The sequence below is a fragment of the Aeromonas sp. FDAARGOS 1416 genome (genome assembly GCF_019048085.1).
Lineage (GTDB): Bacteria > Pseudomonadota > Gammaproteobacteria > Enterobacterales > Aeromonadaceae > Aeromonas > Aeromonas veronii.
The window spans coordinates 2,845,745-2,866,132 of sequence record NZ_CP077301.1 but is presented as its reverse complement, the minus strand read 5'-3'; the positions used below and the strand labels follow the sequence as shown (position 1 = coordinate 2,866,132).

The following is a 20,388-nucleotide window of genomic DNA, read 5'->3' as shown; positions in this document are numbered from 1 at the left end:
TGGGACAATCGGCCAATGCGGGGTCGTCAGCGACCCGTGCTGGTCGTAAGATGGGAGCCATTCGCATGGCGTTTGTCCCTTGGCGGGCCCGCCGTAGCCAGGGTTTTGTTTTAACGAGAGTGTTTATCTGATGTCATTAACCGAACAAGCCCGCTGGTTCGTGCTGGGGGGCGATCATCTGGTACTGCTCGATCAGCAAGGTCAGGTGCCACAGGGCAGTAAAGCGTGTCTGCCGGCTGAGCTGGCTGACACCCCTTTCGAGCGTTTTGATGAGTGGCAGGGACTGCCCTGTTATCTGCTGGATCTGGGGGACGAGGCTGACACGAGCGCCATGAGCCCTCTGCGCCAGCTGATGGTGGCGGGAGACGAAGAGGGCTTTCGTCTCGCGGGCCGCGCCTGGCAGCTCGTCACTTTCCGCCGCACCCACCGTTTCTGCGGCGAGTGCGGCGCCCCCATGAGCCCGAAGGCGGGGGAGTGGGCGCAGGTGTGCCACCACGGCCACACGGCCTATCCGCGCATTTCACCCTGCATTATCGTGGCAGTGCGCAAGGGGCCGGAGATCCTGCTGGCGGCCCATCGCCGTCACTATCAGGCGGATGATCCCATGTATACCGTGCTGGCCGGGTTTGTGGAGGCGGGGGAGAATCTCGAGCAGTGCGTGGCGCGGGAGGTGTTCGAGGAGAGCGGCATCCGGGTGCGCAATGTGCGCTATGTGGCGAGCCAGTCCTGGCCATTTCCCCACAGCCTGATGATGGGCTTCACCGCCGACTACGAGAGCGGCGAGATCCGGGTGCAGGATGACGAACTGGTGGCCGCCGATTTCTTTACCGCCGACCGCTTGCCGCGTTTGCCGCCCCACGGCACCATCGCCCGGCGGCTGATCGAGCGTTCGCTGGCGGGCGAGGGGTAACGAGGCGCTTATCTTTTCGCCAATCCTTTTGTACTTCTTGTTACAAGCGGGGCGGTCAGGTTTGCGCCCCTTCACATCTTTGCAACCGTGCGCCCATTTGCCACGTTTTGGGCAGTCCGATCCGGTGGGCAAAGTGGTATTATGGCCGCCATTTTATGCGTGATACGAACTCAGGAACTGGGATGAAAGAGCTGAAGAACGATCGATACCTGCGCGCCCTGATGCGTCAGGACGTGGATATGACCCCGGTATGGATGATGCGCCAGGCTGGCCGTTATCTGCCGGAATACAAGGCGACTCGCGCCCAGGCGGGGGATTTTATGTCCCTGTGCCGCAACGCCGAGCTGGCCTGTGAAGTCACCCTGCAGCCGCTGCGCCGCTACCCGCTCGATGCCGCCATCCTCTTCTCCGACATCCTCACCGTGCCCGATGCCATGGGGCTCGGTCTCTACTTCGAGCAGGGTGAAGGCCCGCGCTTCGAGCGTCCGATCACCTCCATGGCCGATGTGCAGGCGCTGCCGATCCCGGATCCGGAAGATGAGCTGGGCTACGTGATGAATGCGGTGCGCACCATCCGCCGCGAGCTGAAGGGCGAAGTGCCGCTCATCGGCTTCTCCGGCAGCCCCTGGACCCTGGCTACCTACATGGTGGAGGGGGGCAGCTCCAAGGCATTTACCAAGATCAAGCAGATGATGTACGCAGAGCCGCAAACCCTGCACCTGCTGCTCGACAAGTTGGCCGACAGCGTGATTGCTTACCTCAACGCCCAGATCAAGGCGGGTGCGCAGGCGGTCATGGTGTTCGACACCTGGGGCGGCGTGCTCACCCCGCGCGACTACCGCGATTTCTCCCTGCAGTACATGCACAAGATTGTTGATGGTTTGATTCGCGAGTATGACGGTCGCCGCGTGCCGGTCACCCTGTTCACCAAGAACGGCGGTCAGTGGCTGGAGCAGATCGCCGCCACCGGTTGCGATGCGCTGGGTCTGGACTGGACCACCGACATCGCCGATGCCAAGCGCCGGGTAGGTGACAAGGTAGCGCTGCAGGGCAACATGGATCCCTCCATGCTCTACGCCACTCCGGCTCGCATCCGTGAAGAGGTCGCCTCCATTCTGGCCGGTTTCGGTCACGGCAATGGTCACGTATTCAACCTCGGCCACGGCATCCATCAGGATGTTAACCCGGAACACGCTGGCGTGTTCGTCAACGCGGTACACGAGCTCTCCGCCCAGTACCACGGTCGCTAAGGCCGGGGCGAGAGAAGAAGAGTTTGTTTGAAATCCGGGGCCGTCAGGCCCCGTTTTACATTAAAAAATGGCGCCGCGATGACGAACGCGTGGCGGCCGAGCAGGAGGCAAGATGAGCAGCAAGTCACTGGATTGGGGTATCGATCTTGGCGGTACCAAGTGTGAATGCGTGGTGCTGGATGGCGACGAGGTGCTGCTGCGCCATCGCATCCCCACCGAACGGGCTGGCGGTTATGAGCATATGATCGGCCAGATCGCCAAGCTGGTAGCTGAGTGCGCCGAGAAGATTGGCCAGCGCCCGGCCGTCATCGGCATGGGCACCCCCGGCGCGCGGGATCCACAGACCGGCCTGATGAAGAACTGCAACACCACCGAGCTCAACGGCAAGCCGTTCAAGGAGGATCTGGAGCGCAAGCTGGGTGTGCCGGTGCTGATCGCCAACGATGCCAACTGCTTTGCGCTGGCAGAAACCCATCTCGGTGCAGTGCGCCAGCACCATCCCGATGCGAAAGTGGTGTTCGGCATCATCATGGGCACTGGAGTCGGCTCCGGCATCGTCATCAACGGCCAGATCCTCAATGGCCACCACGGCATCGCCGGTGAGTGGGGCCACAATGTGCTCTCCCCCGACGGTCCCGAGTGTTACTGCGGCAAGCGTGGCTGCGTCGAGACCCTGATCAGCGGCCCGGCGCTGGAGGCCTGGTACGAGGCCAAGGCCAAGCGCCGCCTCTCGCTCGCCCAAATCGCGGCCGCCACGGCTCACGATCATGTGGCCAAGCTCACCATCGACCGGCTGCATCTGCTGTTTGGTCAGGCGCTGGCCAACGTGGTCAACATTCTCGACCCGGATGTGATCGTCATCGGCGGCGGAGTGGGCAATGTGCAGAGCCTTTACAGTGCCGGGCGACAGACAATTTTGCCCTTCCTCTTTAATCCCCGCTTCAGAGCCCCCATTATTGCTCCTGCCCTGGGTGACAGTGCCGGGGTATTCGGGGCCGCACTGCTGGCCCGCGGTGAATTCAAGGAGGCCCTGCTGTCGTAGCCGGGACTCCCGGGCGGCCGGTGTGCCGCCCTGTTGCTGGTTCAAGGAAACGGATTCTCGATGATCAAGATTGCCATCAATGGTTACGGGCGGATCGGTCGCAACGTGTTGCGAGCCCTCTATGAAAGCGGGCGCGACAAGACCATCAAGATCGTCGCCATCAACGAGTTGGCGGCCCCCGAGGCCATGGTGCACCTGACCCGTTACGATACCAGTCACGGTCGCTTCCACCATCCGGTGCAACTGGCGGGCAACAGCATGCTGGTGGGGGAGGACCTCATCTCTCTGTTTGCCGAGCGGGATCCGTCAAAGCTGCCGTGGCGGGCGCTGGGGGTGGACGTGGTGCTCGATTGCACCGGGGTATTCGGCTCGCGGGCCGATGCCGAGCTGCATCTGGCGGCGGGGGCGGGTAAGGTGCTCTTCTCCCACCCGGCGGATGCGGATGTGGATGCCACCGTGGTTTACGGGGTCAACCATCATACCCTCACCGGAGCGGAGCGGATCGTCTCCAACGCCTCCTGTACCACCAACTGCGTGGTGCCGGTGATTGAAACATTGCATCGAGAATTCGAGATAAATTGTGGTACTATTACGACAATTCATTCGGCCATGCATGATCAGCAAGTCATCGATGCCTACCACAGTGACTTGCGCCGAACCCGCGCTGCCAGTCAGTCCATCATTCCGGTGGACACCAAGCTGGCAAAGGGGCTGGAGCGTATCCTGCCCCACTTCGCCGGCAAGTTTGAAGCGATCGCGGTGCGGGTGCCGACCATCAATGTAACAGCGATGGATCTCAGTATTACTGTTCGTAAAAAAGTGACAGTTACTGACGTAAATCAAGCCCTGCAACGGGCATCCAGAGGTACATTACACGGTATTCTGGATTACACGGAAGAACCTCTGGTCTCCGTAGACTTCAATCATGATGCACACTCCTGCATCATTGATGGTACCCAGACCCGGGTGAGCGATGCCAACCTCGTCAAGATGTTGATGTGGTGCGATAACGAATGGGGCTTCGCAAACCGGATGCTGGATACCACCCGGGCCATGATGGCCGCAGGCTGAGCCTGCCCCGGGCGAAAGGTTACTGTTTTTAACATTACCTGGAAAATATAGAGGACTGAATATGTCTGTTATCAAGATGACTGACCTGGATCTGGCGGGTAAACGCGTTCTGATCCGTGCTGACCTGAACGTACCGGTAAAAGACGGCAAGGTCACCTCCGATGCACGTATCGTTGCGACTCTGCCGACCATCAAGCTGGCTCTGGAAAAGGGCGCCAAGCTGATGATCACCTCCCACCTGGGTCGTCCGACCGAGGGTGAATACAACGAAGAATTCTCCCTGGCTCCGGTTGTCAACTATCTGAAAGACGCTCTGTCCTGCCCGGTTCGCCTGGCCAAGGATTACCTGGATGGCGTAGAAGTCGCTGCCGGTGAGCTGGTTGTGCTGGAAAACTGCCGCTTCAACAAAGGCGAGAAGAAGAACACCGAAGAGCTGGCCAAAAAATACGCCGCCCTGTGTGACGTCTTTGTAATGGATGCGTTCGGTACTGCTCACCGCGCCGAAGGTTCCACCTACGGTGTTGCACAGTTCGCTCCGGTCGCCTGTGCTGGTCCGCTGCTGGCGGGTGAACTGGAAGCGCTGGGCAAAGCCATGCTGAAGCCCGAGCGCCCGATGGTTGCCATCGTTGGCGGCTCCAAGGTCTCCACCAAGCTGACCGTTCTGGAATCCCTCTCCAAAATCGCTGACCAGCTGGTTGTCGGTGGTGGCATCGCCAACACCTTCATCGCTGCTGCCGGTCACAACGTCGGCAAGTCCCTGTGCGAGCACGACCTGATCGATACCGCCAAGAAACTGGCTGCCGAGACCAATATTCCTGTGACCACCGACGTGGTTGTAGGTGCCGAGTTCTCCGAGTCCACTCCGGCCACCATCAAGTCCGTCTCTGACGTGACCGACGGCGACATGATCTTCGACATCGGCCCGGATTCTGCCAAGGCCCTGGCTGACATCATCATGAACGCCAAGACCATCCTGTGGAACGGCCCGGTTGGTGTGTTCGAGTTCGACCAGTTCGCTGAAGGCACCAAGGTTATCGCTGAAGCCATCGCTGCTTCTCCGGCCTTCTCCATCGCTGGCGGTGGTGACACCCTGGCTGCCATCGACAAGTTCGGCATCGCTGACAAAGTCTCCTACATCTCCACTGGCGGCGGCGCCTTCCTGGAGTTCGTAGAAGGCAAGGTACTGCCGGCTGTTGCGATTCTGGAACAGCGCGCTAAAGCCTAATTGACCCGGAACGGGGGGCAAAAGCCTCCCGTTTCGTTTATCATGTGCCCGCTGTGCCGGTTCATGATGAACCCCCCATTTTTTATTAACGGCATACGAGACAGGACGATTAAACATGTCTAAGAAAATTTTCGACTTCGTAAAACCCGGCGTGATCACTGGTGATGACGTTCAGAAAGTGTTCGCCATCGCTAAAGAGAACGGCTTTGCTCTGCCGGCCGTAAACTGCGTTGGTACCGACTCCGTGAACGCCGTACTGGAAGCTGCCGCCAAGGTTAAAGCGCCGGTTATCGTTCAGTTCTCCAACGGTGGTGCCGTGTTCACCGCCGGTAAGGGTCTGAAGCTGGAAGGTCAGAAAGCTGCCATCCTGGGTGCCATCTCTGGTGCCAAGCACGTTCACGCTGTTGCCGAAGCTTACGGCGTGCCGGTAATCCTGCACACCGACCACGCTGCCAAGAAGCTGCTGCCGTGGATCGACGGTCTGCTGGAAGCGGGCGAGAAGCACTTTGCTGAAACCGGCAAGCCGCTGTTCTCCTCCCACATGCTGGATCTGTCCGAAGAGTCTCTGGAAGAGAACATCGACATCTGCTGCGAGTACCTGACCCGCATGGCCAAGATGAACATGACTCTGGAGCTGGAACTGGGTTGCACCGGTGGCGAAGAAGACGGCGTCGACAACAGCCACATGGATCAGTCCGCTCTGTACACCCAGCCGGAAGATGTTGCTTACGCTTACGAGCGTCTGTCCAAGATCAGCCCGCGTTTCACCATCGCAGCCTCCTTCGGCAACGTACACGGTGTATACAAGCCGGGTAACGTCAAGCTGACCCCGTCCATCCTGGACGCTTCCCAGAAGTACGTTTCCGAGAAGTTTGGCGTTCCAGCCAAATCTCTGGACTTCGTATTCCACGGTGGTTCAGGTTCCACTCTGGAAGAGATCCGCGAGTCCATCTCCTACGGCGTAGTGAAGATGAACATCGACACCGACACCCAGTGGGCAACCTGGGAAGGTCTGCTGAACTTCTACAAGAAGAACGAAGCTTACCTGCAAGGCCAGCTGGGCAACCCGGAAGGCGCCGACAAGCCGAACAAGAAGTACTACGATCCGCGCGTATGGCTGCGTGAAGGTCAGACTTCCATGATCGCTCGTCTGGAGAAAGCATTCTCCGACCTGAACGCCATCGACGTACTGTAATTCGTTACAGCACCTTGATTGCATGAAAAGGCGCCCTTCGGGGCGCCTTTTGCATTTCTGTGATCCGCACCGGTTGGTGAGTGGAGGAGGAACTGGGTATTATCGAAACAACTTTGCTTATTTTATTAAACAATTTGCAACCAAGGCAGGATGCTGAGTATGCAGGCAGGAAAGCACAACGGATATCAGGAGCACGTCGCCTCCTACTACGCGGCCACCCGCAACGACTCGCAACAGTGGCCCGAGCTGGAGGGGGAGCACAAGGCTGACGTCTGCATCATCGGCGGCGGCTTTACCGGCCTCAATACCGCCATCAATCTGGCGGATGCCGGGTACAAGGTAGCCTTGCTGGAGGCCAACCGCATCGGCTGGGGGGCGTCGGGGCGCAACGGCGGTCAGCTTATTCGCGGTATCGGCCACGATACCAGCCAGTTCGCCCGCTGGATTGGTGAGGATGGGGTCCGCGAGCTGGATCTGATGGGGCTGGAGGCGGTGCAGCTGGTGCGCGAGCGGGTCGAGCGTTTCAATATCGAGTGCGATCTCACCTGGGGCTACTGCGATCTGGCCACCCGTCAGCGTCATCTGGCCGGTTTCGAAGAGGATTTCGACCATCTGGCGAGCCTGGGCTATGAGCACGAACTCAAACTGGTGCCGCGGGAAGATATCCATAGCGTGGTGGGGTCGGATCGCTATATCGGCGGCCTTATCGACATGGGCTCCGGCCATCTTCATCCCCTCAATCTGGCGCTCGGCGAGGCGCGAGCCGCAGCCAGCCTTGGGGTTTCCCTGTTTGAACATTCCAGAGTGACCCATATCGATTACGGCAAGCAGGTTGAAGTGACCACGGCTCATGGCCGGGTCACCGCCGATTATCTGGTGATCGGCTGCAACGCCTATCTCAACGACCTCAATCCGGAGCTGGGAGGGCGGGTGCTGCCGGCCGGTTCCTACATTCTCGCCACCGAGGTACTGGATCGCCGCTTGCGCCAGCGCTTGCTGCCGCAAAACATGGCGGTGTGCGATCAAAATGTGGCGCTCGACTACTACCGCCTCTCCGCCGACGGTCGCCTGCTGTTTGGCGGGGCCTGCAACTACTCGGGAAGGGATCCCCGCGACATCAAGGCCTTCATGTTGCCCAAGATGCTGCGTGTCTTCCCCGAGTTGGCTGGCACCGCCATCGAGTTCCAGTGGGGCGGGATGATCGGGATCGGCGCCAACCGGCTGCCGCAGATTGGCCGTCTCAAGGAGCATCCCAATGTGCTCTACGCCCAGGCCTACTCGGGGCACGGCCTCAATGCCACCCACATGGCGGGCAAGCTGGTAGCCGAGGCGATCCGCGGCGAAAGCCGGGGTTTCGATCTCTTTGCCAGCGTGCCCCATATCACCTTCCCCGGCGGCCCGGCGCTGCGCTCCCCGCTGTTGGCACTGGGTATGTTGTGGCACCGGATGAAGGATATCTTCTGACCCCCATTGTCAGCCTGCGCAGTGATGGCTGAACGCCAGTCCCCTTGCCAACCTCTTGTTTATAGCGGGTTAGCACAATCGTTCCGCCTGATAGACCAAAAGATGCATTCGCGCCAATCTCGTCCGGTTGGCGCTATCTTTTAGGTGTGAGAGCGGTTATCTGCCAAGGGGACGAGGGTGTGTCTGCTTGCCGGAATATTTGCCGAAAATGGCCAGAGGGCGGGGAGAGGAGGGCCAAGATGGAGATAAATGTAGTCGCGTCAGGCGGGCTCAGCCCGCTGGCGCAACGACAGGGTTCTCCCGCCGTGCAGGCATCGGAGAGGGCCGCATCGTCGCCATCAACGGGCAGTGACAGCCTGGTGCGCGATCTTGGCGCCGTGCTGGATGAGCTCGGGTTGTCGCCGAAAGGGGAGGATAGCAGCGGGAGCAGCATCTCAATCAGAGATTCGCTGGAAGCGTTCATCAACACCATGATGGGCTCCCTGCAACAGCAGCAGGAGCAACAGCTGGCATTGCAGCAACAACAGCGGCAAGAGCAGGAACAGCGCAAACTCGCCATCGATGACAGCAGCGAGAACCCGCTCAAGCGGGATCTGGAGCGCCTGCTGGAGACGCTGGATCAACAGGGTGGACAGGGAAAAGAGAGCGAGCAAGGAGCCGAGCGTGAAGCGGTCAACCCCTTGCAGAGCCAGCTGACCAAGCTGCTGGAGAGCAGTGGTGCGGTAGAGAGCGGGGTCACCCTCAAGGAGGTGCTGTCAGGGTTGGCCAGCAAGTTGCCGAGCGAACCTGCCGAGCGAAAAGGGTATCGGGTCGATACCCAGGTTTGAGCTGGTTGGCAACAGCAGTCCAGTAGTTGCAGTGCGTAAGGGGCGGGCAGCCCTTTATTGGGCCGGTTCAGCCAGTCGCCACCCCTGTTCGTCCTTCATCATCCACACCTCGGCCTCTTGTGGCAGCACCTGGCCCGCCTCGAACTCGCCATATTTGCGCTCGAGCTCCATCAGCCCCATCTCCTGCTGGAAGGGGCCAACCCGGTCGTAGACCAGATCCTCGTCGTGCAACACCTGCAACTGATCGAGTCCCTGCTTGAAGTGGAGCTGGTAACTCACCTTGACCAGATAGACCCCCTCCATCCGCTCCTCCTTGCCGAGGATGGTGAAGTCGCTGATATCGAACAGGTTGGCGTCTGTCTCGGCCAGCAACTTAGCGGTAACTTGGCTCCGGATATCCTCTTCACCGGGCCCTGCACTGCAGCCATAAAGCCAGAGGGCTAGCAGGGGGATGAACCACTTTTTCATCAAAACTCCGGACGGGCGAGACAATCGAAGGGCAAATTCTGCCATGCTGCCGGTCATATACAAGGGATTGCCAGAAAAATCAGTGCGTAACGTATAAGGCTGCCCCTGTCTGTCGACAGGGGTGCCGTTGGTCAGCGTAGCTGATCAAGCCTGCCCAGAAACTCCACCGGCCCCATAAAACCGGTGACCCGCTGCCCTGTCAGCTCCTTGCCCTCGCGGTCGAAGAAGATCAGGGTCGGCAGCCCCAGCACATTGAGGCCGTTGAGCAGCTCGATATCGGCATCGTCGTTGGCGGTAACATCCGCCTGCAGCAGCACCATCTGGCCGAAGCGCTCCCGCACTGCGGGATCACTGAAGGTCTTGTGCTCGAACTCCTTGCAGGCGACGCACCAGTCGGCGTAGAGGTCGAGCAGCACCGGCTTGCCGCGGGCGGCGGCCAGCTGCACCTTGAGATCAGCCAGGGTCTTGATGCGGATAAACTGCGGTGCCGTTTGACCGGCATCCGCCGTGATGGCAGCAGGGGGGGGCGGTTGCAGCAGATCCTTGCCCACTACCACGGCGCTGATCATCGCCAGCAACAGCACGAAGCCGCGCACGCTTCTGGCCACCGAGTGGGGCTGGTGCTGGTTGTGGTGATAGAGATAGCCGCACAGCAGCAGCCCCCAGCCGAGCCAGGCGAGGGTAGTAACTTGATCGCTCCAGAGTCGTGACAGCAGCAGGATCGGCACCGCCAGCAGGGCAAAACCAAACAGCTGCTTGATCACATCCATCCAGGCGCCCGCCTTGGGCAGTAGCTTGCCACCCGAGGTGCCGAGCAGCAGCAGCGGTAGCCCCATCCCGAGCGAGAGGGCATAGAGCGCCGCCCCGCCGAGCCAGAGATCGCCGCTCTGGGCCACGTAGATCAATGCCCCCGAGAGCGGCGCCGTGGTGCAGGGGGAGCAGACCAGCCCGGAGATCATCCCCATGATGGCGACCCCGACCACAGAGCCCCCCTGCTGGCGGTTGGAGAGGCCGGAGAGACGGGTTTGCAAACTGCTCGGCAGTTGCAGGGTGTAGAGGCCGAACATGGAGAGGGCCAGCAGCACGAACATCACCGAGAGGCCGATCAGCACATAGGGGTGTTGCAGCGCCGCCTGGAATTTCAGCCCTGCCGAGGCGACTACCAGCCCCAGCAGGGTGTAGGTGACCGCCATCCCCTGCACATAGACCAGAGAGAGCAGGAAGGCGCGACCGGTAGAGAGGCGATGGCCGGCACCGGCGATGATGCCGGTCAGAATGGGATACATGGGGAAGACGCAGGGGGTGAAGGCGAGCCCCAGCCCCAGCGCGAAGAAGGCGACGATGCTGAGCCAAAAACCCTGATTACCGAGGGCGGCGGCCAGCTGATCTTGCTGGCTAACCGGTGCGACGCTTTGTGCCGTATCAGCAGTGGACGCTGTGGTTGCCGTGACCAGCGGGGCTACGTCGATCAGTTTGTCGGTCGGCGGGTAGCAGAGGCCGTCGGTACAGCCCTGATAGCGCACCCGCAGGGTGGCATTTTCCCCCACCTCCTTTAGCGGTACCGTGATGCTCACCTGCTGGTAGTAGACCCGGGTCTTGCCGAAGAAATCATCCTCGTGCTCGGTGCCTTCCGGCAGAGCTGGCTCGCTGAAGGTGAGGTTGTTCCCCTTGAAGCGCAGGCTGTGGCGATAGAGGTAGTAGTCATCGGCGATGTGGAGGGTCAGCAGCAGCTGATCGCCACGCTGTTCGCTCTCGATCTGAAATGCCTCATCGACCTGCAAAAATTTGGGTTTGGCGTTGGCCTCAATGCCCAGCGAGCTGAGCAGATCGGCGCCGCTGGCGTGGGCTGGGGCGCAGCCTACCGCTGTCGTCAACAGAGCACAGAGCAGCAACAGGGGAGAGAGCAAGCGGGTGAGCGTCATGAGGTCTCCCCATTGAGCCAGTCGAGATAGGCAGGTAGTCCGGCACTTACCGGCAGGGCCAGCAGCTCGGGCACCTCATAGGGGTGATTGGCTTGAATACATGCCTGCAGCTCGGCAAAGAGTGGCTGGCGGGATTTGATGATGAGCTGGATCTCGGTGGCGCGCTCCACCTTGCCTTGCCAACGATAGACGGAGGTAATGCCCGGCAGTTGATTGATGCAGGCGGCCAGTCGCTGGTTCAGCAGCTGTTCGCAGAGAAGGTCGGCACTGGTTTGATCTGGGCAGGTGCAGAGCACCACAATGGCGTCGGTCATAAAGCGGATCTTCACCTCGTTGGGGTAAACCGGGCAGGCGCCCTTGCCGTCTCATCCCTGTTTGCGGATGAGGGTGAAAAAAGCGCCTGAAAATCAGCGGCTACTATACCCCAGAGCCACTTCAAATAGCATCTGTAGCCATTTGTGAGCCAGCGCCAAAAATTTGTGGGAGGCATGAGATAGACGCTGTCATGGGGACAGGGCAGAATGAGCGGGCTTGTTCCCAATTGACGTAAGGAAATGTATGACCCAACAGAATGAGCAGCAGAGAAACCGCATGTTGAGCCTGCTGCGCGAAGGTGAGCGCCGCATGTTGGTTCAATTGGCCGGGCTGCTGCGCACGACCGCCGATGAAATCAATGCCGAGCTGGAGAAAGAGGAGCTGATGGCCACCCTGGAGCAGCCCATCACGGTGGAGTATCTCAACGGCGTGGTGCAGCACCATCTGTTCGAGCGTAAACACAAGGGAGATATGGCTGTTGCCCAGCAGATCCTGAGCGATTATCAGAGCGAGCTGGAAGCGCTGCAGGCTGCCCAAGCCCAGCCTGAAGAGGCTGCCGCGGCCGACGAGAGCGGCGAAGAGCTCAAGGCCCAGGCTTGAGCGACGGGCAGGCCTGAATCCTTACCTCTGAATCAGCCGGCCTGCCAGCGCTGACGCCTTTTGCGGCCCCATCATGTCTGCCATGATGGGGCCGTGTCGTTTCTTCTGTAGTCTTTCCTTGTTGACCTTCACGTCTCGGTTTCAATCCAACTGATTCGTGCCTTAGCGCGCCTCTTGGGGCATGCCGTGCGGCACTTCGCGGGGGATGGGGAACACCTTGTCATAGCCCCAGTTGTAGACGAAGGCATAGATCAGATAGAAGACGACGAAGCCCAGATCCAGCACCAGCGCCTCCAGCATGCTGACGCTCAGCCACCAGGACATGACCGGCAGCGCGACGATCAGCAGACCGCCCTCAAAGCCGAAGGTATGCAGCACCCGTTGCCACAGGGTTTTGTGGGTATGGCCCTGATATTTGAGCAGCAGCTTGTCGACCCCGATGTTGTAGATGTAGTTCCAGACGGTGGCCAGCACCGAGAAGAACAGTGCCAGCGGGCCCATATGGTTGAGCCCGACCCCGGTAACCCAACTGGCCAGCGGGGCGGCAATCAGCAGGCCAATAAATTCAAAGCCAATGGCATGGCGCAGGCGATCGTTACGGGTACGCATAAGTCACTCTCTCAATCAGGTTCATTCACGAATTGCAGGTTAATCTATAGAACTTTGGCGATAGATTCATGTTGGTATCCATCGCTAAAATAGATGGATGAGAGGTCTTGCCGGAGGGCCATAAGATGACGCCATCACTGGAACAACTGAGGATCTTGCTGGCGGCCGCCGAAACCGGCTCGTTTTCCGCTGCCGCCCGCAAGCTGGGCAAGGCGCAGTCGGTGGTGAGCAGCGCCATCGCCAATCTGGAGATCGATCTGGCGCTCACCCTGTTTGACCGCAGCGGCCGCTATCCGCAGCTGACGGAGGCGGGGGCCCGCATGGTGCAGGAGGCGGGGATCCTGCTGGCGCAGAGTGAACGATTGCAATCCATTGCCGGGGAGCTGGCGGCCGGGGTGGAGACGCGGCTCACTCTGGCCATCGATGATGACTCCCACCTCCCCTGGCTCGGCACCCTGCTGGAGGAGTTCGCCACTCGTTACCCGACCGTGGAGCTGGAGCTGCTCTTCCCGCTGATGGAAGATGTGACCGAGATGCTGGTGACCGGCCGGGCCCAGCTCGGCATCAGCTATCAGAAGGTGCATCCCCAGCGGGAGATCGTTGCCCGTTCGCTGGGGGAGGTAACCATGCCGCTGGTGGTGTCACCGGATCATCCGCTGGCCCGCAAGCAGCCGCTGCGGGAGGTCGATCTGCAGGGGGCACGCCAGCTGATGGTCACCGGCCGACGGGAAGGGAGCGAGCGTCAGCGTTTTCGCATCTCGGCTCAGGTGTGGTGGGTCGAGGGGGATCTCGGGGTGCTGGAGCTGGTCAAGCGGGGTCTTGGCTGGTCCGCCATTCCGGAATTTCTGCTGCATCAACCGCTGAAGCGGGGCGAGGTGGTGGTGCTGGAGCCCGACTTTATCGCCAGCCACGCGCTGGCGCTGGAGTTACAGTGGCATCGCGCCCGCCCGCTGGGGCAGGCGGGGCGCTGGCTGAAGGAGGCACTGCTGGCGCGGGTGCCTCGCTAGCCGACCTTACTCGGTCAGGGCGTAAGGCAGGGGTTGCAGGGTGAGGCGGGAGCCTTCGTCCTGCTTGAGGCGGAATTGGGCGTCAGCCTCGGTATCTTTCGGCAATACGGCGGTGAGCCACACCTGCCCGGCCTGTTGCCAGGCGTTGAGCACCATGCCGCTGCGGCGCCAATTGTCACCCAGTTGCAGCTCCAGGGTATCGCCGCTGGCGACCGGCTCGCCGGTGGTGCCCGCCAGCAAGAACAGGGCGCGATTGTTGGCGCCGCGATACTTGGCGCGGGCCACCGTCTCCTGCCCCATGTAGCAACCCTTGTTGAAGCTGATACCGTCCAGCGCCTGCAGGTTGAGCATCTGCGGGATGAACTCCTCCTGATGCACCGCCTCCATGTGCGGCAGACCCGCCTTGATCTCGAGCCCCCACCAGAGTGACTCGTCACCTTGCGGCAGGGCGTCGGCTTGCTGATTGCTTACCAGCAGCCAGCGATCCTGTTCGATCTTCACCGCCATGCCGCCGTCGATAAGACCGCTCTGCAGAAGGCCAAACTGCTCGGTGATCCAGCCATCGCTGCCTGTACCGGCGATCCCGGTGGCGTGACGCTCGTCTGCGGCGATCTCGACCTTGGAGAAGACGGCAAATTTCTTCAGCTCCGGCAACTGACGCTCCAGTACAGAGGGGCTGGTCAGCAGCAGCAGACTGTCGTCGAGGCAGAGCAGGCGGAAATTGCTCCACAGCTTGCCTTTGGGATCACAGTGGCCGCCCGGGGTCTGTTGCCCCGGTTGCAGGGCGTTGACATCACAGGTGACCTGACCTTGCAGATATTTGGCGCGATCCTGGCCGCTGATACGGGTGATGGCCAGCTTGGTCAGGGAGAAGCGGGTCGGCTCGGCAGGAAAAACAGGTGGTTGCAGGCTCACGATGGTATTCCAGAGAGAAAGTATGTGAGCTGCATGGTAAAGACGTAACTAATGTTTGTCAGCCGGAAAATCCAGCTGGTACCATCCCCCGGTCTTTGTAAGGAGAGTGCCATGTTGAGCCCAGTTGAAAAATCCCGCCTGAAGTGGGCCTGCCGTCGCGGTATGCTCGAGCTGGATGTGATCTTTATGCCCTTTTTCGAACACGAGTTCGACTCCCTGAGCGAAGCCGATCAGCAGACCTTTATCCGCCTGCTGGCGAGCGACGATCCGGATCTGTTCAAATGGTGCATGGGTCATGGTGTCCCTGCCGATCCCGCATTTGCCGCCATGATCCCGATGATCCTGGAGCGCAATCAGGCGCGCCACGACCGCCAGGGGTAATACCGTGGAGCGGGTGATCATGACGGTTCACCCCTCCCGCCATCAGCAATATTTGCTGGTGGCCCTCTTTCTGTTCCTGCTCTGGCCGGTGGCTGGCCTGATTGCCGGTTGGCAGTGGGCGCTGTTGCTGCCCGTCTGGCTGGTGGCGCTCTGGCTGAGCTGGCGTGCGCTCGCCGCGCCCCCGTTCGAGCTCGTCTGGGATGGCCAGTGGCTGCAGTGGCAAGGTCGCCGCTATCAGTTCGACAAGAAAAGCCGCATTCTGCCCGGTGTGCTCAGGCTAGCGCTTTGTCCTGATCCGCAAGAGAGTGGAGCTGTGTCGCCACGGCAATTGTGGCTCTTCTCCGACGCCCTTCCCCCCGAACATTACCGCCTGCTGGCGCGAGCCATCCACTTTCTGCCGTCCCGGCGCTGATGCCTGCTTTCCGTGATGACCATGCGCTGATTTATCGCGATAAGCTGCTGCCATGTGGCTGGCGGCACTCTTTTTGTGGTTGAAAAGCGGTTGAAAACAAGTGACCCCGCCGGGGCGGGGTCACTGATAGCTGCAATGCTTGGCGGGAAGGGGGTTAATCCCGCTCCGGGGTCAGCACGGTCGGTTTGGAGTCCGGCAACATATCCGGATAATCCAGGTTGTAGTGCAGGCCGCGCGACTCCTTGCGCTGCAGGGCGCAGTTGACGATAAGTTCGGCCACCTGCAGCAGGTTGCGCAGCTCCAGCAGGTTGTTGGAGACGCGGAAGTTGGCGTAGTACTCCTGCACCTCCTGCTTGAGCAGGTCGATGCGGCGCTTGGCGCGGGCCAGGCGTTTGTTGGTACGCACTATCCCCACGTAGTCCCACATCATCAGCCGCAGCTCGTGCCAGTTGTGCTGGATCACCACCAGTTCGTCGGAATCTTCCACCTTGCTCTCGTCCCATACCGGCAGGCGTGGCGGCTCCACGCTCATCGGCAGCTTGGCCAGAATGTCGGCCCCCGCCTGATGGGCATAGACCACGCACTCCAGCAGGGAGTTGGAGGCCATGCGGTTGGCGCCGTGCAGACCGGTGTAGGTCACTTCACCGATGGCGTATAGGCCGGGAATATCGGTCTGGCCGTTGTTGTCGATCATCACGCCGCCACAGGTGTAGTGGGCGGCCGGCACGATGGGCATCGGCTCCTTGGTGATGTCGATGCCAACCGCGAGGCAGCGCTCATAAATGGTCGGGAAGTGCTTGATGATGAAATCGGCCGGTTTGTGGCTGATGTCCAGATACATGCAATCCGCCCCGAGCCGCTTCATCTCGTGGTCGATGGCGCGGGCGACGATATCCCGCGGTGCCAGCTCGGCCCGCTCGTCAAACTCCGGCATAAAGCGGCTGCCGTCCGGGCGGCGCAGATAGGCCCCCTCGCCACGCAGCGCTTCGGTCAGCAGGAAGTTGGGGTCGTCCGGGTGGAACAGGCTGGTGGGGTGGAACTGGTTGAACTCCAGGTTCGCCACCCGGCAACCGGCCCGCCATGCCATGGCGATGCCATCGCCAGAGCTCACATCCGGGTTGGAGGTGTACTGGTAGACCTTGGAGGCACCACCGGTGGCCAGTGCCACGAAACGGGCGCGGATCACCTCGACCTGCTCGGCGTTGCGGTTCCAGACGTAGGCGCCCAGCACCTTGTTGCCTGGCAGGTTGAGCTTGCGGGTGGTGATGAGGTCGACCGCGTTGAAGCGCTCCATCAGCTGGATATTGGGGTGAGCGCGCACCTGATCGATCAGGGTGAGCTGCACCGCCTTGCCGGTGGCATCCGCCGCGTGGAAGATGCGGCGATGGCTGTGACCCCCTTCCCGGGTGAGGTGGTACTGGGATTCACCGTCGGCATTCTCCTCCTGATCGAAGGGGACCCCTTGCTGAATGAGCCACTGGATGGACTCGCGGGCGTGGCGAGCGGTGAACTCGACCACTGCCGGGTCACACAACCCGGCGCCCGCGTTGAGCGTGTCGCTCACGTGCGATTCGATGCTGTCGGTTTCGTCGAAAACGGCAGCGATGCCTCCTTGCGCATAGAAAGTGGCCCCTTCACTGATGGGCCCCTTGCTCAGAACCAGGACTTTGGCGTGGTCTGCCAATCGCAACGCGAGGGACAAACCAGCGGCACCGCTGCCAATGATCAGTACATCGCAAAGGTATTCAACACTTGCTTTCATAAGTATCATTGGCCTGGATTAAGAACTGGCACCATGGTAGCCCAAGCGAGGGCGAGGATGCAGCCTGCATCACATTTTTTTCAATTGAAGCGAACTTTCTCTGATTCTCCCTGTCTGAACTTGTGCGCTTAGGAAGGGCCGGAAAAGAAAAACGATAACCTGATGGGGGTTTTACGGCTCTGATGAGCGACCAGAATCTACTGGACGAACAGCTGGTTGAACGGGTCCAGCGCGGCGATAAAGCAGCTTTCAACCTGTTGGTAAAAAAATACCAGCATAAGGTGGTCAACCTGGTTGCCAGGTATGTCAACAATCCCGGTGATGTGCCCGATGTGGCGCAAGAGGCCTTTATAAAAGCCTACCGTGCATTGCCGACATTCCGTGGCGAAAGTGCTTTTTACACCTGGTTGTACCGAATTGCCGTGAACACGGCGAAGAATTATCTCACCTCCCAGGGGCGCAGGCCGCCCAGCAGTGATGTGGAGGCTGACGAAGCGGAGTCTTATGGTGGTGGTGAAGCCTTGCAAGAGGTCTCAACCCCCGAAAACCTGGCGCTGACTGACGAGATCAAACGCACCGTGTTTTCAGCCATAGAGGCATTGCCGGAAGACCTGAGGACAGCTATCACCCTTCGCGAACTGGAAGGGCTGAGCTACGAAGAGATTGCCGAAATCATGGATTGCCCTGTGGGTACGGTCAGATCCCGTATCTTCCGGGCGAGGGAAGCAATCGATAAAAAGCTGCAACCTCTGATCGAGAATTAACTGGGGAAAGACGGGTTAACTTATGGCAAATAAAGAGCAAATCTCTGCCCTGATGGATGGTGACCTGATTGACGCAGAGGTACTGAACGAGCTGGAGATGGACTCCGACTTGCAAGATACCTGGGGTCGTTACCACCTGATCGGCGATGCCATGCGGGGTGACCTGCCGGTCAATCTGCAACTGGATCTCAGTGACAGCATTATGGCTGCGCTGGAGGATGAGCCCACCATACTGGCACCCAAGCCGGTCGAGACGGCTCCCGTGCTGCAACCTGCCGTTGCTCCGGTCAAGACTGATTCCAATGTGGTTCCGTTGTTCCGCCGTGTTGGTCAGCAACTGGGTCAATATGCCATTGCGGCATCCGTGGCCGCTGCCGTTATCTTCGGGGTGCAGCAGTATCAGGGGCAGGATGGCGTTCCGGCCAATCCGGTGCTCAATACCATTCCAATCGGTGGCAGTGCGGCGCCGGTGAGTGTTCACTATCCGCAACAGGATGGCGCCCGTGCCCGTCAGCAAGGGCTGACCGAACAGCAGATGCAGGAGCAGCGGGAGCGGATTAACGCCTTCTTGCGTGACCACCAGTTGCAGCAGCGCCTGTTGCAAGACAGACAGATCCAACAATAACGAATTGTCAGGGATACAAACGTGCGCCAGTCCAGCCGTATTTTGCTGGCCTCTCTCCTGCTGATCAGTGCCAAGGCCTCGGCCGACGATAAGTCGGCCGAGGCCTTGTTGCAGCAGATGCAGAGTGCCGTGCAGCAACAGAATTTCGAGTTGTCCATGGTCAAGGCCCGTCAGGGGCGTCTTGAACCGATCCGGATCAGCCATGCCGTCATCAACGGCAAGGAAGTTGCCCACCTCAGTTACCTCGACGGCAAGGCGATCGAGTATCTCCAGCGCCAGAACGAATACACCTTCTTTGAAAACAGCCACGATCCCTACACCCTGAAGGATGCCCGCTTCCCCGGCATCTGGTCGACCCTGGTGAAGATGCCGCTGGCGCAGGTGCTGGAGAGCTATGATCCAGTGCTGGCCGGTCGCAGCCGGGTCGCCGGTGTGGTGGCACAGGTGGTGAGGCTGGTGCCTAAAGAGGCCGATAAATATGGTTTCGTGCTCTGGATTGACGAGCAGAGCCACTTGCTGCTGCGGATCGACATGGTCGAGCGGGAAGGCAATCTGGTGGAGCAGGTGCTCGGTGTCGAGCTGGATCTGCAGAGCAAACCGGCCCCCTGGCTGGTGAAGCTGGCCAACAGCAAGCAGCCTCCGGCGCTGGCGCTGGAGGATGCCTATCCAGCGCCACAACAGCAGTTGAACTGGCAGATCACCTGGCTGCCCGATGGCTTCAAGGTGCTGTCGCAAGACCGGCACCAGCTGGTGACCACCAGTATGCCGGTGGATTACATGATGCTCTCCGATGGGCTGGTGGATCTCTCGGTCTATGTCTCCCGGGTCGATCCCAAGCAGGCGGTGCGCCAGCAGCTGATCCGCCAGGGGGCGACTTCGCTGGTGAGCTATGTCAACGAGGTGGGGGTCGAGATCACCGTGGTCGGCGAGGTGCCTGCCGAAACCGCCAAGCGCATCGCCGAGTCGGTCCAGCCGCTGGCCCGCAACGAAGCGGTGCAGTAACGGGGGATGCGGGGTTCTTCCCCGCTTGCCGAGCGTGGCGAGTCGTGGTCAGATCCCCTGATTGTGTGAACCCGAGGTGTTGCCGTGAATGAGATGAGTGAAGAGCTGGCGACCGTGGTGGCCATTGAGGGTGACCATGCCTGGGTGGAGTACGAGCGTCGCTCCGCCTGCAGTGGTTGTCAGCAGCAATCCAACTGCGGTACCGGCACCGTGGCCAAGGCGTTTCCCCTGAAAGCTCCCCGCTTGCGGGTCAGGCTGACCGCCGAGGTGCGGGTTGGCCAGCAAGTGAGGCTCGGTATCCCGCAGGAGAGTCTGCTGCGCGGGGCGGCGCTGGTCTATGTGTTGCCGCTTTTCTGTCTGTTGGCCGGCGCCTTGCTGGGGCAGCTCTGGCTGGCGCCGCTGCTCTCGGGCGGGGAGGGGATCACCATTCTCTGCTGCCTGCTGGGGGGCGTGCTGGGCTTTTTACTGGTTCGTTACTTTTCCAACCGCCTGGATCAGGGGCGCTACGGCCCGCAGATGCTCGGCGCTGTCGTCCCTGTCCGCATCCTCCCCTGACTGAACAGGCGCTATTTCACTGGCGCTGGCGACTAAAGAATGGCCGTCAGCCGGGTTATCCAGTAAA

Annotated in this window: 22 protein-coding genes; 16 read left to right on the top strand and 6 right to left on the bottom strand. The window is 60.4% G+C overall.

Features of this window, described 5'->3' with window-relative positions:
• Window positions 1-130 precede the first annotated feature (130 nt).
• The 8 genes from nudC (at window position 131) to I6L46_RS12730 (ending at window position 8,984) form a co-directional block, all read left to right on the top strand.
• Entirely contained in the window at window positions 131-910 is a 780-nt protein-coding gene (nudC, locus tag I6L46_RS12765; RefSeq protein ID WP_216975778.1) for an NAD(+) diphosphatase, read from the top strand.
• Window positions 911-1,092: 182 nt separating this feature from the next.
• On the top strand, window positions 1,093-2,160 hold the full coding sequence (hemE, locus tag I6L46_RS12760) for a uroporphyrinogen decarboxylase (RefSeq protein ID WP_216975776.1): 1,068 nt from the start codon (window positions 1,093-1,095) through the stop codon (window positions 2,158-2,160).
• 112 nt (window positions 2,161-2,272) lie between these two features.
• The gene (locus I6L46_RS12755) at window positions 2,273-3,202 is read left to right on the top strand and encodes an ROK family protein (RefSeq protein ID WP_201991988.1); all 930 of its coding nucleotides are present in this window, start codon (window positions 2,273-2,275) and stop codon (window positions 3,200-3,202) included.
• Window positions 3,203-3,262: 60 nt separating this feature from the next.
• Window positions 3,263-4,273, top strand: a complete 1,011-nt coding sequence (gene epd / locus I6L46_RS12750; RefSeq protein WP_005335438.1) for an erythrose-4-phosphate dehydrogenase — start codon at window positions 3,263-3,265, stop codon at window positions 4,271-4,273.
• Between the two features lie 61 nt (window positions 4,274-4,334).
• Entirely contained in the window at window positions 4,335-5,498 is a 1,164-nt protein-coding gene (locus I6L46_RS12745) for a phosphoglycerate kinase (RefSeq protein ID WP_005335436.1), read from the top strand.
• A gap of 115 nt (window positions 5,499-5,613) precedes the next feature.
• Window positions 5,614-6,693, top strand: coding sequence for a class II fructose-bisphosphate aldolase (fbaA, locus tag I6L46_RS12740; RefSeq protein WP_005340963.1), 1,080 nt, complete (start codon window positions 5,614-5,616; stop codon window positions 6,691-6,693).
• 159 nt (window positions 6,694-6,852) lie between these two features.
• On the top strand, window positions 6,853-8,157 hold the full coding sequence (locus I6L46_RS12735; RefSeq protein WP_216975774.1) for an FAD-binding oxidoreductase: 1,305 nt from the start codon (window positions 6,853-6,855) through the stop codon (window positions 8,155-8,157).
• A 239-nt stretch (window positions 8,158-8,396) separates the two neighbouring features.
• Window positions 8,397-8,984: a hypothetical protein gene (locus I6L46_RS12730; protein ID WP_216975772.1), complete on the top strand. Its 588-nt coding sequence runs from the start codon at window positions 8,397-8,399 to the stop codon at window positions 8,982-8,984.
• Window positions 8,985-9,038: 54 nt separating this feature from the next.
• Here the strand turns inward: I6L46_RS12730 and I6L46_RS12725 are convergent, their stop codons facing one another.
• The 3 genes from I6L46_RS12725 to cutA form a co-directional block, all read right to left on the bottom strand.
• A complete protein-coding gene (locus I6L46_RS12725; RefSeq protein WP_058058537.1) occupies window positions 9,039-9,452 on the bottom strand; it encodes a hypothetical protein in 414 nt (137 codons plus the stop codon).
• A gap of 131 nt (window positions 9,453-9,583) precedes the next feature.
• Window positions 9,584-11,374, bottom strand: a complete 1,791-nt coding sequence (locus tag I6L46_RS12720) for a protein-disulfide reductase DsbD (RefSeq protein WP_216975770.1) — start codon at window positions 11,372-11,374, stop codon at window positions 9,584-9,586.
• Window positions 11,371-11,688: a divalent-cation tolerance protein CutA gene (gene cutA, locus I6L46_RS12715; RefSeq protein ID WP_005335428.1), complete on the bottom strand. Its 318-nt coding sequence runs from the start codon at window positions 11,686-11,688 to the stop codon at window positions 11,371-11,373. The genes I6L46_RS12720 and cutA overlap by 4 nt, the downstream gene beginning before the upstream one ends.
• Before the next feature lie 244 nt (window positions 11,689-11,932).
• Between cutA and I6L46_RS12710 the strand changes: the two genes are divergently transcribed.
• Complete coding sequence (locus I6L46_RS12710; protein ID WP_005362699.1) at window positions 11,933-12,289, top strand: hypothetical protein; 357 nt, start codon at window positions 11,933-11,935, stop codon at window positions 12,287-12,289.
• 162 nt (window positions 12,290-12,451) lie between these two features.
• On the opposite strand, the gene I6L46_RS12705 is transcribed toward I6L46_RS12710, so the two are convergent.
• A complete protein-coding gene (locus I6L46_RS12705; protein WP_005335423.1) occupies window positions 12,452-12,898 on the bottom strand; it encodes a PACE efflux transporter in 447 nt (148 codons plus the stop codon).
• Between the two features lie 125 nt (window positions 12,899-13,023).
• Here I6L46_RS12705 and I6L46_RS12700 point away from each other — a divergent pair, with 125 nt between their 5' ends.
• Window positions 13,024-13,905: a LysR family transcriptional regulator gene (locus tag I6L46_RS12700; protein WP_042080104.1), complete on the top strand. Its 882-nt coding sequence runs from the start codon at window positions 13,024-13,026 to the stop codon at window positions 13,903-13,905.
• Between the two features lie 6 nt (window positions 13,906-13,911).
• Here I6L46_RS12700 and ygfZ read toward each other — a convergent pair whose 3' ends face one another.
• Window positions 13,912-14,820, bottom strand: coding sequence for a tRNA-modifying protein YgfZ (ygfZ, locus tag I6L46_RS12695; RefSeq protein WP_216975767.1), 909 nt, complete (start codon window positions 14,818-14,820; stop codon window positions 13,912-13,914).
• 111 nt (window positions 14,821-14,931) lie between these two features.
• On the opposite strand from ygfZ, the gene I6L46_RS12690 reads away from it, so the two are divergent.
• Together I6L46_RS12690 and I6L46_RS12685 are read left to right on the top strand one after the other, a co-directional pair.
• Window positions 14,932-15,201, top strand: coding sequence for a succinate dehydrogenase assembly factor 2 (locus tag I6L46_RS12690; RefSeq protein WP_005335417.1), 270 nt, complete (start codon window positions 14,932-14,934; stop codon window positions 15,199-15,201).
• 19 nt (window positions 15,202-15,220) lie between these two features.
• Window positions 15,221-15,613 (top strand): protein YgfX, encoded by a 393-nt coding sequence (locus I6L46_RS12685; RefSeq protein ID WP_111901299.1) that lies wholly within the window; start codon window positions 15,221-15,223, stop codon window positions 15,611-15,613.
• Between the two features lie 154 nt (window positions 15,614-15,767).
• Here I6L46_RS12685 and nadB read toward each other — a convergent pair whose 3' ends face one another.
• Window positions 15,768-17,375, bottom strand: coding sequence for an L-aspartate oxidase (gene nadB / locus I6L46_RS12680; protein WP_005354382.1), 1,608 nt, complete (start codon window positions 17,373-17,375; stop codon window positions 15,768-15,770).
• Window positions 17,376-17,557: 182 nt separating this feature from the next.
• Between nadB and rpoE the strand changes: the two genes are divergently transcribed.
• From rpoE to I6L46_RS12660, 4 genes are all read left to right on the top strand, one after another.
• Window positions 17,558-18,139, top strand: coding sequence for an RNA polymerase sigma factor RpoE (gene rpoE / locus I6L46_RS12675; RefSeq protein ID WP_005335411.1), 582 nt, complete (start codon window positions 17,558-17,560; stop codon window positions 18,137-18,139).
• Between the two features lie 22 nt (window positions 18,140-18,161).
• On the top strand, window positions 18,162-18,764 hold the full coding sequence (locus I6L46_RS12670) for an RseA family anti-sigma factor (RefSeq protein ID WP_111901301.1): 603 nt from the start codon (window positions 18,162-18,164) through the stop codon (window positions 18,762-18,764).
• Window positions 18,765-18,785: 21 nt separating this feature from the next.
• Window positions 18,786-19,766, top strand: a complete 981-nt coding sequence (locus tag I6L46_RS12665; RefSeq protein WP_005335407.1) for a MucB/RseB C-terminal domain-containing protein — start codon at window positions 18,786-18,788, stop codon at window positions 19,764-19,766.
• A gap of 93 nt (window positions 19,767-19,859) precedes the next feature.
• The gene (locus tag I6L46_RS12660; protein ID WP_216978051.1) at window positions 19,860-20,321 is read left to right on the top strand and encodes a SoxR reducing system RseC family protein; all 462 of its coding nucleotides are present in this window, start codon (window positions 19,860-19,862) and stop codon (window positions 20,319-20,321) included.
• Window positions 20,322-20,388: the final 67 nt, after the last annotated feature.

Coding starts and splice junctions, on each gene's coding strand:
- nudC (WP_216975778.1), top strand. CDS start 131: ATGTCATTAACCGAACAAGCCCGCTGGTTCGTGCTGGGGGGCGATCAT.
- hemE (WP_216975776.1), top strand. CDS start 1,093: ATGAAAGAGCTGAAGAACGATCGATACCTGCGCGCCCTGATGCGTCAG.
- I6L46_RS12755 (WP_201991988.1), top strand. CDS start 2,273: ATGAGCAGCAAGTCACTGGATTGGGGTATCGATCTTGGCGGTACCAAG.
- epd (WP_005335438.1), top strand. CDS start 3,263: ATGATCAAGATTGCCATCAATGGTTACGGGCGGATCGGTCGCAACGTG.
- I6L46_RS12745 (WP_005335436.1), top strand. CDS start 4,335: ATGTCTGTTATCAAGATGACTGACCTGGATCTGGCGGGTAAACGCGTT.
- fbaA (WP_005340963.1), top strand. CDS start 5,614: ATGTCTAAGAAAATTTTCGACTTCGTAAAACCCGGCGTGATCACTGGT.
- I6L46_RS12735 (WP_216975774.1), top strand. CDS start 6,853: ATGCAGGCAGGAAAGCACAACGGATATCAGGAGCACGTCGCCTCCTAC.
- I6L46_RS12730 (WP_216975772.1), top strand. CDS start 8,397: ATGGAGATAAATGTAGTCGCGTCAGGCGGGCTCAGCCCGCTGGCGCAA.
- I6L46_RS12725 (WP_058058537.1), bottom strand. CDS start 9,452: ATGAAAAAGTGGTTCATCCCCCTGCTAGCCCTCTGGCTTTATGGCTGC.
- I6L46_RS12720 (WP_216975770.1), bottom strand. CDS start 11,374: ATGACGCTCACCCGCTTGCTCTCTCCCCTGTTGCTGCTCTGTGCTCTG.
- cutA (WP_005335428.1), bottom strand. CDS start 11,688: ATGACCGACGCCATTGTGGTGCTCTGCACCTGCCCAGATCAAACCAGT.
- I6L46_RS12710 (WP_005362699.1), top strand. CDS start 11,933: ATGACCCAACAGAATGAGCAGCAGAGAAACCGCATGTTGAGCCTGCTG.
- I6L46_RS12705 (WP_005335423.1), bottom strand. CDS start 12,898: ATGCGTACCCGTAACGATCGCCTGCGCCATGCCATTGGCTTTGAATTT.
- I6L46_RS12700 (WP_042080104.1), top strand. CDS start 13,024: ATGACGCCATCACTGGAACAACTGAGGATCTTGCTGGCGGCCGCCGAA.
- I6L46_RS12690 (WP_005335417.1), top strand. CDS start 14,932: ATGTTGAGCCCAGTTGAAAAATCCCGCCTGAAGTGGGCCTGCCGTCGC.
- I6L46_RS12685 (WP_111901299.1), top strand. CDS start 15,221: ATGACGGTTCACCCCTCCCGCCATCAGCAATATTTGCTGGTGGCCCTC.
- nadB (WP_005354382.1), bottom strand. CDS start 17,375: ATGAAAGCAAGTGTTGAATACCTTTGCGATGTACTGATCATTGGCAGC.
- rpoE (WP_005335411.1), top strand. CDS start 17,558: ATGAGCGACCAGAATCTACTGGACGAACAGCTGGTTGAACGGGTCCAG.
- I6L46_RS12670 (WP_111901301.1), top strand. CDS start 18,162: ATGGCAAATAAAGAGCAAATCTCTGCCCTGATGGATGGTGACCTGATT.
- I6L46_RS12660 (WP_216978051.1), top strand. CDS start 19,860: ATGAGTGAAGAGCTGGCGACCGTGGTGGCCATTGAGGGTGACCATGCC.